Here is a 14,893-nt window from a genome sequence, read left to right on the forward strand (position 1 = left end):
ACAAGCCCGCGGCATGCTGCATTCAACCCAACGAGATATGGAGTATCCCCATGAAACTGCGAATGACCGCCCTGACCCTGCTCTCCCTGCTGGCCCTCGGTCAGGCCAATGCCGCCGAGATCCGCCTGCTCAACGTCTCCTACGATCCGACCCGCGAACTGTTCCAGGAGTACAACGGCGCCTTCGCCAAGGAGTGGAAGGCGAAGACCGGCGACGACGTGGTGGTCAGCCAGTCCCATGGCGGCTCCGGCAAGCAGGCGCGCGCCGTGGTGGACGGGCTGGAGGCGGACGTGGTGTCGCTGGCGCTGGCCTACGACGTCGATGCCGTGGCCAAGCAGGGGCTGACCGCCGCCGACTGGCAGAGCCGGCTTGCCAACAATGCAGCGCCCTACACCTCCACCATCGTGTTCCTGGTGCGCAAGGACAATCCCAAGCAGATCAAGGATTGGGATGATCTGGTACGCAAGGACGTGGCCATCGTCACTCCCAACCCCAAGACCTCCGGCGGGGCGCGCTGGAACTATCTGGCTGCCTGGGGCTATGCCCTGAAGAAGAGCGGCAGCGAGGAGGGGGCCAAGCAGTTCGTCGGCGATCTCTACAAGAACGTGAAGGTGCTGGACTCCGGCGCCCGCGGCGCCACGACCAGTTTCATCGAGCGCGGCCTCGGCGACGTGCTGCTGGCCTGGGAGAACGAAGCCCTGCTGGTGCTCGGTCAACCCGGCAATAGCGACAAGTTCGAGCTGGTGGTGCCGTCGGTCTCCATCCTGGCCGAACCGCCGGTGGCGGTGGTGGACAAGGTGGCCAAGAAGCACGGCACCGAGGCGGTCGCCAAGGCTTACCTCGACTACCTCTACTCCGACGAGGGGCAGCGCATCATCGCCAAATATCACTATCGCCCCAGCAACCCGGCGATCCAGAAGGAGACTGCGGCCCAGTTCCCGCAACTGGCGCTGTTCACCGTCAAGGATCTGGAAGGGGATTGGGACAAGGCGCAAAAGAAGCACTTCGCCCAGGGCGCCCTGTTTGACCAGATCTACCAGCCGGGTCGCTAAGCGGCCGGCCATCGCCAACTTAACTGGCCCCTGTGCCAGCTGATAGGAGCACCAAGATGAACAAGATCCTCCTGGTTCCCGGTCTGCACAACAGTGGGCCGGATCACTGGCAGAGCCGCTGGCACCAATACTTCCCCCACTGGCAGCGGATGGTGGGGTTGCCGTGGGATCGGCCTGACCTCACGGTCTGGAGCGCCAAGCTGGCGAGCAAGCTGCGCAGCCGGCGCGGCCGGGCTCACCTGGTGGCTCACTCCTTCGGGGCGCTGGCGGCCATCACGGCGGCGCGCCAGCAGCCTGACAAGGTGGCCTCGCTGTTCATCGTGGCCCCGGCGGATCCGGCCCGCTTCGGCTTGCCAGACGAACTGCTGGCAGGGTCGCTCAAGGTGTCGGCCCAGCTGGTGGCCAGCCGCAACGATCCTTGGATGAGCTTTGAGCGGGCCGAGTACTGGAGCCGCCAGTGGCAGGTGCCGCTGTTCGATGCCGGCGAGGTGGGCCACATCAATGCCCAGTCTGGCCACGGCGAGTGGAACCAGGGGCTCAACCTGCTCGGCACCCTCTATCGGCGGGCCGAGATGGTGGTGGAGCCGACGCCGGCGGTGTGGGAGAGGCGGGCGGCCTTGAGTTTTCGCTGAGCCGCGAGCGTTGATCACACAGGTTAGAGATAGAGAAGGAGGGCAGGCACCCGACACCACGACAGTCTGATTTGGATAGCTTGGTACATTGCACGACGCTCCATTTTTAGGTCTTTTATTTATATAAAAGACCTTTTTTTCATTTTATGGCTCTAAAAGCCTTGTCCGCCGTTGTTAGACAAAAAAGTGCTTAGCAAAGGCGTTATTGGTGTTTGTTGCCCCAAACAGGAATGCGCAGAATCGCTGTATCTAATGTTTTTCATAACAAACGGATGCGTTATGCGATTTGGTTCTTACTCCGTGCTGCCGGGCTTCGGCCCGACCCTCGGCTTCAGCCTGCTCTATCTGGGCGTGCTGGTGCTGCTGCCACTTTCGGCGCTGGTGCTGTTCGCGGTGAACAATCTGACCCTGGCCGAGTTCTGGCAGGTGATAGGTTCGCCGCGGGTGCTCTCCTCCTTTCGTCTGAGCTTCGGGGCCGCCCTGGTGGCGGCGCTGCTCAACGCCCTGTTCGGCCTGATCCTGGCCTGGGTGCTGGTGCGCTACACCTTCCCCGGCCGCCGACTGGTGGATGCCCTGATCGACCTGCCGTTCGCCATGCCCACCGCCGTCTCCGGCATCGCCCTGTGCGCCATCTTCGCCCCCAATGGCTGGATCGGGCAGTGGGTCGCCCCGTTTGGCATCGAGCTTGCCTACAACCCCATCGGTGTGGTGATTGCGCTCACCTTCATCGGGCTGCCGTTCGTGGTGCGCACCCTGCAGCCGGTGCTGCGGGAAGCCGAGACCGAGCAGGAGGAGGCCGCCGCCAGTCTGGGTGCCGATCGCTGGCAGACCTTCATCCGGGTGCTGTGGCCAACCCTGGTACCGGCCCTGCTGACCGGTTTTGCCCTGGCCTTCGCGCGGGCGGTAGGGGAGTACGGCTCCGTCATCTTCATCGCCGGCAACCTGCCGATGGTGTCGGAAATTGCGCCGCTGATGATCATGAGCCACCTGGAGGAGTACGACTACGCCGGCGCCTCCGCCATCGCCGTGGTCATGCTGCTGATCTCTTTCATTTTGTTACTGCTTATCAACAAGTTGCAGGCCTGGAGCTGGGCCCGTATCGGAGGGAGCCGGATATGAACGCATCCAACGCAAGCCTGGCGCTGGCAACGGGCGAGGCGGCGCCGACCACCTCGGTGCGCCAGCCACCCGTCATCCGCGAGCCGGTCTGGGTCAAATGGTTGCTGATCACGGTCGGCCTCGGCTGGTTTGCCGCCCTGCTGCTGCTGCCGCTGGCCACCGTCTTTATCCAGGCGCTGAGCCCTGGTTTAGCCTTCTTCTGGCACGCCATCAGTGAGCCGGACGCCCTCAGTGCCCTCGGCCTCACCGCCCTGGTGACCCTCTGCTCGGTGCCCCTCAACCTGCTGTTCGGGGTCGCCGCAGCCTGGGCCATCGCCCGCTTCCGCTTCCCGGGCCGGCAACTGCTGATCACCATCATCGATCTACCGTTCTCGGTGTCACCGGTGATCGCTGGGCTGATGTTCGTGCTGATGTTCGGCAGTCGCGGCTGGTTCGGCGAATGGCTGAGCGAGCACGATATCAAGGTGATCTTCGCCACCCCAGGCATCATCCTGGCCACCACCTTCATCACCGTGCCCTTCGTGGTGCGCGAGTTGCTGCCCCAGATGGAGGCGCGTGGCCCGGAAGAGGAAGAGGCGGCCATCATGCTGGGGGCGAGCGGCCTGCAGATGTTCTGGCGGGTCACTCTACCTGGCATCCGCTGGAGCCTGATGTACGGCCTGCTGCTCTGTACCGCCCGGGCGGTGGGGGAGTTTGGCGCGGTGTCGGTAGTTTCCGGCCACATTCGTGGCCAGACCAACACCCTGCCGCTGCACATCGAGATCCTCTACAACGAGTACCAGACCGGCGCCGCCTTCGCGGTAGCCAGCCTGTTGGCCCTGTTCGGGATCTTCACCCTGCTGGGGGAAACCCTGCTGGCCCGGCTGCGTGCCCAGCCCACTCACTCTCACTGATCACCGAATTCAAGAGGCTGCCATGAGCATTCAGGTACAAGGACTCAACAAGCATTTCAACCAGTACGCGGCGCTGGCCGACATCAACCTCGACTTTCACGACGGTGAGCTGGTGGCGCTGCTCGGCCCTTCCGGCTGCGGCAAGACCACCCTGCTGCGGATCATCGCTGGGCTGGAGCAGGCCGACAGCGGCAGCGTGATCATCCGCGGCGAGGATGCCTCGGATCTGCACGTGCGCGAGCGCAATGTCGGTTTCGTGTTCCAGCACTACGCCCTGTTTCGCCATATGACGGTGTTCGAGAACGTGGCGTTTGGCCTGAGGGTCAAGCCGCGCAGCGAGCGACCGGCCGAGGCGGCGATCCGCGCCCGGGTCAAAGAGCTGCTGGATCTGGTGCAGCTCAGCCACGTGGCTGCGCGCTACCCGACCCAGCTCTCCGGCGGTCAGCGTCAGCGGGTCGCGCTGGCCCGTGCGCTGGCGGTGCAGCCCAAGGTGCTGCTGCTGGACGAGCCCTTCGGCGCCCTCGACGCCCAGGTGCGCAAGGAGCTGCGCCGCTGGCTGCGCGAGCTGCACGACGAGCTGCACGTCACCAGCCTGTTCGTCACCCACGATCAGGAGGAGGCGCTGGAGGTGGCGGATCGGGTGGTGCTGATGAATGCCGGCAAGGTCGAGCAGATCGGCACTCCGGCCGAGGTCTACGACCAGCCTGCCAGCTCCTTCGTGCACAGCTTCCTCGGCAGCGTGAACCTGTTTCGCGGCCGGGTGGCCGGGCAGGGGCTCGGTATCGGCGAGCAGCTGCTGGGCGGGCCCATCAGCTCCCAGCTGGCGGAGGGCAGCGCGGCCGTCGCCTATGTACGGCCCCACGAGCTGGAGATACTGCCGGCGGATGCGCCGGGCGGCATCAGCGCCACCATCACACGCCTGCTGCCCATGGGGCCGCGCATCCGGGTGGAACTGCGTGGCAATGGGGATACAAACGGTGCACACTTCGAAGCCGAGCTGAGCAAGGAGGCGGCCCGCGCCTTCAGCCCGGGCCAGGGGGTGCGGCTGGTGGCCAAACAGGCCCAGCTCTACCCGGATTACCAGATTTAAGTGGCAGGCCCCTGGCGGGCCGCGCAGGCAGCGTGACCATGGCGGGATCTGCCCGCCTGGGATACAACAGGGTCAGTATGGCGGTCAGAGTTCAGGCTCGGGCGGCCAGACAATATAACAACAAGGCGGCGGGGAGAACCCCGACCTGCCGGTCAGCGCAGGAGGCGATGACGTGAATTTTCAGCAGTTGCGAATTATCCGGGAGGCGGCACGGCGGGATTACAACCTGACCGAGGTGGCCAATGCCCTGTTTACCTCCCAGTCCGGGGTCAGCCGCCATATCCGCGAGCTGGAAGAGGAGCTGGGGATCGAGCTGTTCATCCGCTACGGCAAGCGGCTGCTCGGCATGACCGAGCCGGGCAAGGAGCTGCTGGTGATCGCCGAGCGCATCCTCAACGACGCCAACAACATCCGCAAGCTGGCCAGCACCTTCGCCAACCGCGAGTCGGGCCGGTTGCTGGTGGCGACCACCCATACCCAGGCCCGCTATGCCCTGCCACGAGTGGTGAAGGCGTTTCGCGAGCAGTTCCCGCTGGTACAGCTGGAGCTGCGCCAGGGCAGCCCGGAGGAGATAGTGCGGCTGGTGCAGACCGGCGAGGTGGACATCGGCATCAGCAGCGAGCAGCTCGACAAGAGCGAAGGGGTGGTGGCGTTTCCCTACTACCGCTGGCACCACAACATAGTGGTGCCGGAGCAGCATCCGCTCACCGCGGAGCGGGAGCTGACCCTGGCGGCGCTTGCACACTGGCCCATCATCACCTACCAGGCCGGCCTGACCGGGCGGGCGCGGGTGGATGAGGCGTTTGCCGAGGCGGGCATCGCTCCGCAGATCCTGCTGACCGCGCAGGACTCCGACGTCATCAAGACCTATGTCGAGCTGGAGATGGGGGTGGGCATACTGGCGGACATGGCGTTTGACACTCAGCGCGACAAGGGACTGGTGCAGCTGGACGGCAGCCGGCTGTTCGCGTCCCACACCGCCTGGATCGGTCTCAAGCAGGGGCAGTTCCAGCACAACTTCGCCTGGCAGTTCATCCAGCTTTGCAACCCGGAGCTGGCGCTGGCGGACATTCAGGCCCGCGCCATGGGCAGCGAGGCGGCCATCGATTTCCAGATCTGAGGTGGTGCACCAGAAAAAACGGGGAGCCTGTGGCTCCCCGTTTTGTTGATGGTGTGATGCTGTGCCTGCGGCTCAGTTCACCAGGATCCAGGCATCATGCCAATTGGTGCCGACCCCGGGTTCATACTGGGTGGCACTGGCCGACCACTGGCTGCACCAGCCGCGATAGGGGAAGGGCTTGCACTGGTAGACCTTGCCGTTCTTGGGCTGCAGCACCTTGGTGCCGTCGGTGTAGGACTTGAGCCCGTCCGGGAAGGTGAACTGGTAGTCACCGCCGGCGGCCGGATCCTTGAGCATCAGATCCAGAGTCTGCTGCACCGCATCGCCACCGGCCTTGGGTTTGCCCTCGATCACCAGCTGGTGGTGACCGGCGCTGAGCCCGGTCAGCGGCATGGTGAAGCTGTGAGTGCTGTCCTTGATGTCGGCGCTGGTCTGCCCCTTGGCGGCCCCACCGTGATCATACAGGGTGTTGGTGACGGTCAGATCGCCCTCGGCGGCCACGGTAAAGTTGAGGGTGAGTTTGCCCTCGTCGAGCAGGTAGTCGCTCTCCAGGCCGCTCACGCTGACGCCGTTGCTCACCGGCGGCTGCTGTTGCTCGAGCTGGATCTCGACCCGCTCCAGTGCGCTGCCCGCCTTGAAGTAGACCGGGTTCTGGCCGTAGACGGGGTTGAACTGGCCTTCGCCGCTCTGCTGGCCGGCCCGGATCAGGCTCTGCTCTGCATTGATCTTGCTAGCCAGGGCGTGGGGCCAGTTGTTCTTCTGGCCCTGCTCCGGGCTGGCGATGGTCAGCTCGGTCTGCAGATCAGGGCGTACGCCATTGGCATCGAACACCAGGGTTCTGGCCTTGTCGCCGACCACCAGCTCGGTGGAAGGGTAGATGGTGCCGCCCTGGCTCCAGGCCAGCGGCGGCTGGGTGCCGCCCTTGAAGTTGGCATCGATCACGTTATAGAAGCTGTTGCTGGTGTCCCCCACTTCCCACACCCCCAGGATCACCTGATAGCCGGTGCGCTGGGGCAGGTTGCACTGGTGGGTGACCTGCTTGGGCGGCTGGGTCATGTTACCGTCCACCACGCAGAAGGGGGTGAGCTCGAAGGCGGCGCGGGTCAGCGGCTGATTCGGGTTCCAGTCCTGTTTGGTGAGGTAGTAGCGCCAGTTGCGGGTGACGTGGTTGGCGGTGAAGGTCCAGCTGATGGAGAAGGGGCCGGCCTGTACCTCGCGGCGGGTCCAGCGGTCGCTGGTCTGGGCGTTCAGCTCGCCCCAGCTGGCGCTGCCAGCCGAGGCGATCTGGCCGTCGGCAGGCCCACCATTCGGGAAGCCCGAGGGGCCTTCCACGCTCTGGGGCTCCCATTGCACCGCGCCGCACTGGCTGTTGCCGCCGGTCTTGCACAGGTAGTTGCGCGATTCCGGCTGGCTGATATAGCCGTGGGCGAACACGCTGCCACTGACCAGCAAGGCCAGCGTTGCAGCGACGTGATTGAGTTGGATTTTTGCTGCCATACATTCCTCTGTTCGACAGATGTGGGCAGTCAACTTGGCAGGGGTTTCCCCCGAAACACTCTGTTGCAGCCCCGCTATCTTTGACGAGATGTCTTTAGACCGGAGGCTTTGCGTCCTGGCCTTTCGACCAGTTTGCCAAATGACTATTGAAGGGTCATGGTGTCGCGCTTGGCGACAACCCATCATGACTATTTTTGATTAAATAATTAAGTGTAAATCTTTACAGCTTGACCTCATCGGAGTAGAGCAAACACTTAACTATTTGTTTTTAAATGGATGATAACTGAGCATTGCCATATTAATGTCGTCGAACAGGCCGACAAGATGCAAAAAATCGGCATTTTTCATCAATGAAGAACGCCCCCGTCAGCCGGGCTGACGGGGGCGTGTGTTGCGACAGGGCAGGACGGATCAGTGGCGAGCGCGAGGGCGTTCGGCCGGGCTCACCTGCCGATGCAGAGGGGCGAGCCGCTGCTCAAGCTGCTGGTCGATGGCGCTGCCGAGTTTGAATACCGCCAGCCGCTCGTCCAGGCTGCGCGAAAGTCCGGCCAGCAGCTCGCTCTCCTGGGCCAGCTGGGAGGCAGACTGGGACATCTCCAGCGCCGAGTCGTTGATGCCGCTGACATTGCGGTTCATGTCCTCCGCCACCATGCTCTGCTGCTCCGCCGCGGTCGCTATCTGGGTCGCCATGTCGCTGACGTGCTGGATATGGTTGACGATGAGGGAGAGATCCTGGCCTGCCTTCTCCGACTGGCTGACACTGCTCTCCGCCAGCTTGCGGCTGGCGTCCATGGCGCTGGCGGCGGTCACCGCCCGCTGTTGCAGCTGGGCGATGGTGCTCTGGATCTCCTCTGTGGACTGGCGGGTGCGGCTGGCCAGCTGGCGCACCTCGTCGGCCACCACGGCAAAACCGCGGCCCTGCTCGCCGGCACGGGCCGCCTCGATGGCGGCGTTGAGGGCCAGCAGGTTGGTCTGCTCCGAGATGGCGCTGATGACCGCCGTCACCTCGCTTATCTGCATCACCCCCTCCTTGAGCTGGTTGACCTGCAGGGTAGCCTGCTCCACCTCGGTGGCCAGCGCCTGGATGCCGTGCACGCTGGCGTGCACGTCACGGTTGCCAAGGCCGGCCTCGCTGGTGGCGTCCTGGGTGTCGCGGGCGGTGTTCTCGGCGTGCCCTGCCACGTCTGAGATGGTGGCGCTCATCTCGTTCATGGCGGTGGCGAGCTGGGCCAGCTGATCTCGCTGGCTGTTGACCGCTTGGTTGGTCTGCTCGGCGGAGGCGGCGATGCGCAGGGCTGCATCCGCCACGTTGCGGGCCCCCTGGCTCGCCTCCAGCAGAGCACGGCGAATGGCGTTGAGCCCCTGATTGGTGCAGCTGGCGACGGCGCCCAGCTCATCCTTGCCGTGCACCGGGATGCTCACCACCAGATCGCCGGCGGCCACCTGTTGCATGGCCCGGTTGATCTCGGCCAGCGGATTGACGATGGAGCGGCTGATGGCAAAGCCCAGCAGCCCCATCAGCAGGGTAACCAGCAAGGTAGCGCCCCCCATCAGCTGATACTGGGACCAGATGGTGGCCTGGATGTCCTGCAGCAACACACCGGAGCCGAGGATCCAGCCCCAGGGCTGATAACCGGCCACCAGCGACATCTTCTGGGCCGCCTCGCCGGAGGGGGAGATCCACTGGTATTCCAGCCGGCCGCTGTGGCCCCCCTTGCCGAGATCCACCATCTGCTGCCAGTGGACGCCGGCGGTGGCGGTGCCGCTCTCGCCCATCTGCTGGCCGACCAGCTCGGGCCTGACGGGGTGCACCACCATCCGGCGGTTCTCGTCCAGCACGAACAGGTAGTTGTCGCCGTCAAAGCGCATGCTGTTGAGCATGGCCTTGGCTTCGGCCTGGGCCTGGGGGGCAGGCAGGGTGGCAGCCAGCGTCTGGATCCGGCTCATGGCCAGGTCCAGCACAGCCTGCAGCCTGGCTTCCCGTTCACTCATCAGGTTGCGATGCAGGGCACTGGCCGAGATGAGCAGCAGTGCGATGAAACCGATCAGCGCCAGTGAGAGCAACAGCATCAGTTTGCGGCTCACGGCAATATCACCGAGCTTGAACATAGTCTCTTCCTTAACTTTCCCGTGCGGGTCTGGTGGTGGCCAGTCCGTCGGCTGGCCCTGATTATTTTGTTATTAACATTTAATTAACTTTCAATGGCTTGGGGCTATAAAACGCCAATTGAGCAGTTTGACAATCAGTATAGCCAGCAGACAGAAACCCTCGCTTTTGATAGCGTGATGGCGCGCATCCCGGCGCACTATTTGTCTGCTCAATTTGCAGAAAATGTGAATGAGTTGGCATTTCACCAAAAAGGAGTGGGCGCCCTCGCGGCCGCCCCATAACAAGAGGGAAGTTATGAGTTCCATTGCCAGGAATTATCTTAATCAGCTCAACGCCGACTACCTGCAGGTACACAAGCGCAAGGAGGATCTGTTCTGGTCCACCTACATGGGCACCAGCGACGATCAGGCCGGCTTCACCGCCGCCGAGCAGGCCTACAAGGCGTTCTGCGCCGATCCGGCGCGCCTGCCGGTACTGCGGCAGATGCAGGCCCAGGCTGAGGAGACCGAGCTCAAGCGCGGTCTGGGGGGCTGGATCGCCTTCTTCGAGTGCAACGTCATCGAAGATCCTCAGGCCGCCGCCCTGATGGACGAATTGGTGGCCGCCGAGGCGGCGCTGTTTGCCCGCCGCCGGGAGCTGAAGCTGACCTTGCTGGACGAGCAGGGCCGGCAGGTGGCCGGCAGCCTGCCCGCCGCCAGCACGGCGCTGGCCGCCAGTAGCGACGAGGCGGTGCGCCAAAGTGCGCTCGCCATGTTCCACACCCTGGAGCAGTGGGTGGTCGACAACGGCTATCTGGCCATCGTCGCGCTGCGCAACCGCTTCGCCCGCGCCATGGGTTATCGCGACTACTTCGACTACAAGGTGCACAAGAACGAGCAGATGAGCCCGGCGCAGCTGTTCGCCATTCTCGACGACTTCATCGCCGGTACCGAGCAGCGGCTGCACCAGAGCCTGGCCGAGCTGAAAGCGGCCAAGGGGGAGGCGGCCCTGCTGCCCCACAACCTGCGCTACAGCGTGAGTGGCGACGTGACCCGCCAGCTCGACCCTTACGTGCCCTTCTCCCGGGCGCTGCAGGATTGGGTCGAGAGCTTTCGCCGGCTCGGCATCCAGTACCGCGGCGCAACCCTCACCCTGGATCTGCTGACCCGTGAGGGGAAATACGAGAACGGCTTCTGCCACGGCCCGGTGCCGAGCTTCTGGCAGGAGGGGGAGTGGGTGCCGGCGGTGGTCAACTTCACCAGTCTGGCCAATCCGGCCCAGGTGGGCAGCGGCTGGAGCGGGCTCAACACCCTGTTCCACGAGGGCGGCCACGCGGCGCACTTTGCCAATGTCACCGGCAACGCTCCCTGCTTCTCCCAGGAGTTCCCGCCCACCTCCATGGCCTACGCCGAGACCCAGTCGATGTTCTGCGACAGCCTGCTGGACGATGCGGACTGGCTCAAGCGCTACGCCAGAAACGCGGCGGGGGAGCCGATCCCCGATGCGCTGATCAAGGCGATGATCGAGGCACGCCAGCCGTTTCGCGCCTTCAACGAGCGTCAGATCGCGCTGGTGGCCTACTTCGAGCGGGATCTCTACGCCATGGACGAGGCCGAGCGCACCCCGGCTGCCGTGCTGGCACTGGCCCGCCGCTGGGAGCGCAAGATCCTGGGAGTGGAGAGTCCGCGCCCGCTGCTGGCCATCCCGCACCTGCTCAACCAGGAGTCGGCCTGCGCCTATCACGGCTATCTGCTGGCGCTGATGGCGGTGGAGCAGACCCGCGCCTACTTCCTCAAACGCGATGGCTACCTCACCGACAACCCGCGCATCGGACCGGATCTGGCCGCCCACTACTGGGGGCCGGGTAACGGCATGACCCATGACGAGACGCTCAGGAGCCTGACCGGCAAGGGCTTCAGCGCCGGTCCGCTGGCCCGGGCCTGCAACCAGAGCGTGGCCGAGGCGTGGCAGCAGGCAGAAGCCTGCATGGCGGCGGCTCGCCAGCGTCCGCCGGTCGGCGAGGGTGAGCCGCTCAATGCCCGCATCCGGGTGGTTCACGGCGACCAGCTTATCGCCGACAATAGCGGTTCCGAAGCGGCCATGCTGGCCGATTTTGAGCGCTGGATCCGCGACCACTACCAGGAGGCGGTGACCAGCCACTGAGGCGCAAGCCGGTGAACATGCGTTATGTCAGACCCCTGCTGCGGCAGGGGTCTGTTTTCATGGGAAGGAGTCAAGGGTGGGAACAACAACGCGGTGGCGGTGGCTTCTGGCCACGCTGCTGCTGACGGGAGGGCAGGCGCAGCCGGCCCGGGCACTGCAGGCGCTGACCGAGCAGATGCCCCCTTACAACTATCAGCTGGCTGGTCAGCCGGTGAGCGGTTTCTCGGTGGATCTGCTGCATGCCCTGCTGGCGCGCAGCGGCCTTGCGCTGCGCGGAGACATCCAGCTGCGGCCCTGGGCGCGGGCTTATCAGAATGCCCGCTATCAGGCGGGCAGCATCCTCTTCTCGGTGGCGCGCACCCCGGAGCGGGAGCCGCAGTTCCAGTGGGTGGGGCCGGTCGGGCCGCGCACCATCAGGGTATGGCGGCTGAGCTCGCGCACCGACATCCAGCCCCGCAGCCTGCAGGAGGCGAGCCACTACCGGATCGCCGTAGTGCGCAACTCGGCCTCGGCCCAGCAGTTGATCCGCCAGGGGTTGGCGCCGGTCAGCGTCAACAGCGAGGAGGACAAGTTTCGCATGCTGCTGCGCGGCCGGGTGGATCTGGTGACGGCGCTGGATCTGGGAGCCGCCTTTCACATGCACCAGCTGGGACACGGTTTGGAAGCACTCACCCCGTTGTTCGTCCATGACGACGGCGAGCAGTACTACTTTGCCCTCAACCTGGCGACGGAGCCGGCCAAGGTGCAGGCCCTGCAGCGGGCCCTCGACCAGATGCGCCAGGATGGCTCGCTGGAGGCGTTGCGCCAGCGCTGGCTCAACCTCCATGCATTGCCGCCCGCCCCGGCCAGCGGGGCGACCTCCTCCTGATGCCTGCCCGGGCTCAGCCCTGGATCTTCAGCACGCTGACCGGTTTGTCTTTGAGCGCCACCAGCAGCTGGCGCCCCGGCAGCTTGTGGCCGTCGATCATGATGGAGCTGTGGCCGAAGTTGGCCACCAGCCGGCTGCCGTCCGAGAAGCGGGTCTCCTGCACCCGGCCTACCCCGTCACGCCAGCGAAAGCCCACCAGTGCCTTGTCCCACAGCGCCTCGTGCAGCGGGCCGAACTGGCGGTCTAGCCTCACCAGCTCCGGCAGCCGGCTCGCCAGCGTGCTGCGACTCAGATTGACCAGCGGCGGCGTGTTGTAGAGCAGGCCGAGCAGGGCGCGCTCCTCCTTGATGCCCGGGAATTTCAGGTTGTCCAACAGCCAGTGGTGGCTGTTGAGCACGGAGTCGTGGAACACCGCCTGATAGAGGGGCAGCCGATCTGCCGGGTTGAACACCGTCTTCAGGTAGCGTGGCTTGAGCCGGGCGGGCTGGAAGAAGACTTGCGGCGCTTCGTCCGGCCACCACTTGCCGAGGTAGTAGGGGGACTTGGCCTGCTTGCGCATGGCGGCATCGGTCCAGCCAAAGCCCCAGCTCTGGATGCCGTGGGCAAACAGCAGCGGCTTGCTGGTGAGGGCGTTGCCATCCTCCGAGCCCAGCACCAGCCCGAGCCGCTCTCCTACCCAGCTCATGCGGGCGTTGCGGTCGGCGATCATCGCCTGGCTGCCCTGCTGGTGGGCCGGGTTGTAATCGTTGGAGGCCATGGCGGTGCCGTCCACGTCGAGGAACAGGCTGTTGATGCCGCTGGCCTTGGCCAGCTCGCTCATGCGGCTCTTGGCAAACGGCAGGGTGCAGCCCGGGTTGAGATAGACCCCCTCGCCACCAAAGCCCGGCTTGGGCTTGCCGTTGGCCTCGATGATGGCGCAGCGCTTGCCGATCTCCGGCGGCAGCTGGGCGGTGAGCCAGCTGTCGTTGGTGCGGGGCGCGATGGCGGTATCGTAGGAGTCATAGCTGCCCACCAGATAGCCCTGACGCTGGGCTGCGATGAGGGCATAGCTCTGTTGCAGGGCCGCCGTCCATTGTGGGGTGCCGAGCCACAGCTTGCGCAGTCCCGCCTGCTGCAGCGCCTCGATCACCGGCAGCGACAGCCCCTGGCCCCAGCGCTCCTGCGCCACCAGTTGTTCGCCGAACTGGCTCTTGACCCACTGCTGGCGCAGGGCCAGCACCTTGCTCTGGGCCTGCGGACCCTGCTGGGCAGGCAGCGGCAGCTGGTTGGCAATCAGCCGGTTGAGGCCGACCATGATCAGGTTCTGCTGCCAGATTTCGGGATGGGCGGCGGCCAGCGCCTCCTGCTCCTCGTTGTTGAAGCCTTGCAGCCACTCCGGCTTTTGCCGGAGCCTGGCCTGCAGCGCGGGCCAATTGGTCACATCTTGCCGATCGAGCAGATCATCGCCCCACAGGTAGACATGGCTGGCGCCGATCAACCGTCGCCCGGCGGGGATGCGGGCGACCTTGTCGGCCAGAGACTGCCAGGCCCCCTCGCTCTGCAGCCACGCCCGGTAGCGGCGGGCGCCGGCCAGCCAGTCATCTCCCACGCTCAGCCGCACCACCATAGGCGCCTGCTGGTTGAAGCTGCTGAATTCATGGCTGGCGCTCAGTTGCAGTCGGCCTCCCTGGCGGCTGAAGCGAAGCCGGTTGTCGTAGGGGGTCTGCAGGATCCAGCTGTAGGTCTGCTTGCCGGCATCCTGGCTCCAGAGCGGCAGCTTGAGGTCGTAGTGGGTGTTGAGCTCGGCCAGCTCGTCGCCGACATAGCCGAGCCAGTCGCTGTCGCGCACCGAGAAGCGGCTGCCCTCGCCGAAGGCCAGGGAGAGGTGGGTCTGGTTTTTCGGCAGGCTGAACCAGGCCAGCTGACGGGGACTGTCGCTGACCAGCGTCAGCAAGAGGTCGTCGCCATCCAGCTTGACCTCCACCCTGGCGTCCTGGGCGGGCCAGTGCCAGCTGGCCTGTTGCTCCCCTTGTTGCAACTGATCGACCTGGCGGGCGGGCTGGCCCGCGCTGACCGGGATCTGGTTGACCGAGATGGCCAGGGTATCGGGATCGATGTGGTAACTGTGGGTCTCGCCCTGCAGCGTCAGGGGGGCGGCGGCCAGCGGCGCCGCCAGCAGTGAAATCAACAGCCAGCCCAGTGCTGGCGCCCGTATCGGCAAACCGTTCATGCAACATCCTTGACCTGATTGATGCCATCAGGGTACGCCGACGTCCGCCCCCCGGTACAGCCAAATCTGCTTAACCCATATGGGGTGAATGGCCTCATTCAAGCTCTCTTTGGAGCCATTTTCATGTGGCAAAAAAGCATCATTCGAACCCTCTCTAAGCC

Annotated in this window: 11 protein-coding genes and 1 riboswitch; of the genes, 8 read left to right on the plus strand and 3 right to left on the minus strand. The window is 64.9% G+C overall.

The annotated features are described in order from the left end of the window. Positions 1-50: 50 nt before the first annotated feature. The 6 genes from AACQ43_RS17320 to cbl all read left to right on the plus strand — a co-directional run bounded on the left by AACQ43_RS17320 (position 51) and on the right by cbl (position 5,906). Complete coding sequence (locus tag AACQ43_RS17320) at positions 51-1,052, plus strand: sulfate ABC transporter substrate-binding protein (protein WP_073348822.1); 1,002 nt, start codon at positions 51-53, stop codon at positions 1,050-1,052. Positions 1,053-1,108: 56 nt separating this feature from the next. Next, the gene (locus AACQ43_RS17325) at positions 1,109-1,684 is read left to right on the plus strand and encodes an RBBP9/YdeN family alpha/beta hydrolase (RefSeq protein WP_011704572.1); all 576 of its coding nucleotides are present in this window, start codon (positions 1,109-1,111) and stop codon (positions 1,682-1,684) included. Between the two features lie 279 nt (positions 1,685-1,963). Next, positions 1,964-2,803 (plus strand): sulfate ABC transporter permease subunit CysT, encoded by an 840-nt coding sequence (gene cysT / locus AACQ43_RS17330; protein WP_187268737.1) that lies wholly within the window; start codon positions 1,964-1,966, stop codon positions 2,801-2,803. Further along, positions 2,800-3,696 (plus strand): sulfate ABC transporter permease subunit CysW, encoded by an 897-nt coding sequence (gene cysW, locus AACQ43_RS17335; protein ID WP_017408972.1) that lies wholly within the window; start codon positions 2,800-2,802, stop codon positions 3,694-3,696. Before cysT ends, cysW begins: the two co-directional genes overlap by 4 nt. 22 nt (positions 3,697-3,718) lie before the next feature. Beyond that, positions 3,719-4,786 (plus strand): sulfate/molybdate ABC transporter ATP-binding protein, encoded by a 1,068-nt coding sequence (locus AACQ43_RS17340; protein WP_011704575.1) that lies wholly within the window; start codon positions 3,719-3,721, stop codon positions 4,784-4,786. A 172-nt stretch (positions 4,787-4,958) separates the two neighbouring features. After that, on the plus strand, positions 4,959-5,906 hold the full coding sequence (gene cbl / locus AACQ43_RS17345; protein ID WP_168968006.1) for an HTH-type transcriptional regulator Cbl: 948 nt from the start codon (positions 4,959-4,961) through the stop codon (positions 5,904-5,906). Positions 5,907-5,978: 72 nt separating this feature from the next. Here the strand turns inward: cbl and gbpA are convergent, their stop codons facing one another. Together gbpA and AACQ43_RS17355 are read right to left on the minus strand one after the other, a co-directional pair. Continuing rightward, on the minus strand, positions 5,979-7,403 hold the full coding sequence (gene gbpA, locus AACQ43_RS17350) for an N-acetylglucosamine-binding protein GbpA (RefSeq protein ID WP_168968007.1): 1,425 nt from the start codon (positions 7,401-7,403) through the stop codon (positions 5,979-5,981). Positions 7,404-7,464: 61 nt separating this feature from the next. Continuing rightward, positions 7,465-7,550: riboswitch (cyclic di-GMP riboswitch) on the minus strand. Positions 7,551-7,814: 264 nt separating this feature from the next. Beyond that, positions 7,815-9,512: a methyl-accepting chemotaxis protein gene (locus tag AACQ43_RS17355; protein ID WP_168968008.1), complete on the minus strand. Its 1,698-nt coding sequence runs from the start codon at positions 9,510-9,512 to the stop codon at positions 7,815-7,817. A gap of 295 nt (positions 9,513-9,807) precedes the next feature. Between AACQ43_RS17355 and AACQ43_RS17360 the strand changes: the two genes are divergently transcribed. Both AACQ43_RS17360 and AACQ43_RS17365 read left to right on the plus strand, forming a co-directional pair. Continuing rightward, entirely contained in the window at positions 9,808-11,655 is a 1,848-nt protein-coding gene (locus AACQ43_RS17360) for a M3 family metallopeptidase (RefSeq protein ID WP_168968009.1), read from the plus strand. Between the two features lie 76 nt (positions 11,656-11,731). After that, complete coding sequence (locus tag AACQ43_RS17365; RefSeq protein WP_168968010.1) at positions 11,732-12,523, plus strand: transporter substrate-binding domain-containing protein; 792 nt, start codon at positions 11,732-11,734, stop codon at positions 12,521-12,523. A gap of 13 nt (positions 12,524-12,536) precedes the next feature. On the opposite strand, the gene AACQ43_RS17370 is transcribed toward AACQ43_RS17365, so the two are convergent. Then, entirely contained in the window at positions 12,537-14,732 is a 2,196-nt protein-coding gene (locus AACQ43_RS17370; protein WP_168968011.1) for a glycoside hydrolase, read from the minus strand. Between the last annotated feature and the right edge of the window lie 161 nt (positions 14,733-14,893).

This window comes from Aeromonas sp. DNRA1 (assembly GCF_963888745.1).
GTDB classification, from domain to species: Bacteria; Pseudomonadota; Gammaproteobacteria; order Enterobacterales; family Aeromonadaceae; genus Aeromonas; species Aeromonas hydrophila.

Bases quoted from the DNA above. Each gene is read 5' to 3' on its own strand.
- AACQ43_RS17320 (WP_073348822.1), top strand. From the start codon at position 51: ATGAAACTGCGAATGACCGCCCTGACCCTGCTCTCCCTGCTGGCCCTC.
- AACQ43_RS17325 (WP_011704572.1), top strand. From the start codon at position 1,109: ATGAACAAGATCCTCCTGGTTCCCGGTCTGCACAACAGTGGGCCGGAT.
- cysT (WP_187268737.1), top strand. From the start codon at position 1,964: ATGCGATTTGGTTCTTACTCCGTGCTGCCGGGCTTCGGCCCGACCCTC.
- cysW (WP_017408972.1), top strand. From the start codon at position 2,800: ATGAACGCATCCAACGCAAGCCTGGCGCTGGCAACGGGCGAGGCGGCG.
- AACQ43_RS17340 (WP_011704575.1), top strand. From the start codon at position 3,719: ATGAGCATTCAGGTACAAGGACTCAACAAGCATTTCAACCAGTACGCG.
- gbpA (WP_168968007.1), bottom strand. From the start codon at position 7,403: ATGGCAGCAAAAATCCAACTCAATCACGTCGCTGCAACGCTGGCCTTG.
- AACQ43_RS17355 (WP_168968008.1), bottom strand. From the start codon at position 9,512: ATGTTCAAGCTCGGTGATATTGCCGTGAGCCGCAAACTGATGCTGTTG.
- AACQ43_RS17360 (WP_168968009.1), top strand. From the start codon at position 9,808: ATGAGTTCCATTGCCAGGAATTATCTTAATCAGCTCAACGCCGACTAC.
- AACQ43_RS17370 (WP_168968011.1), bottom strand. From the start codon at position 14,732: ATGAACGGTTTGCCGATACGGGCGCCAGCACTGGGCTGGCTGTTGATT.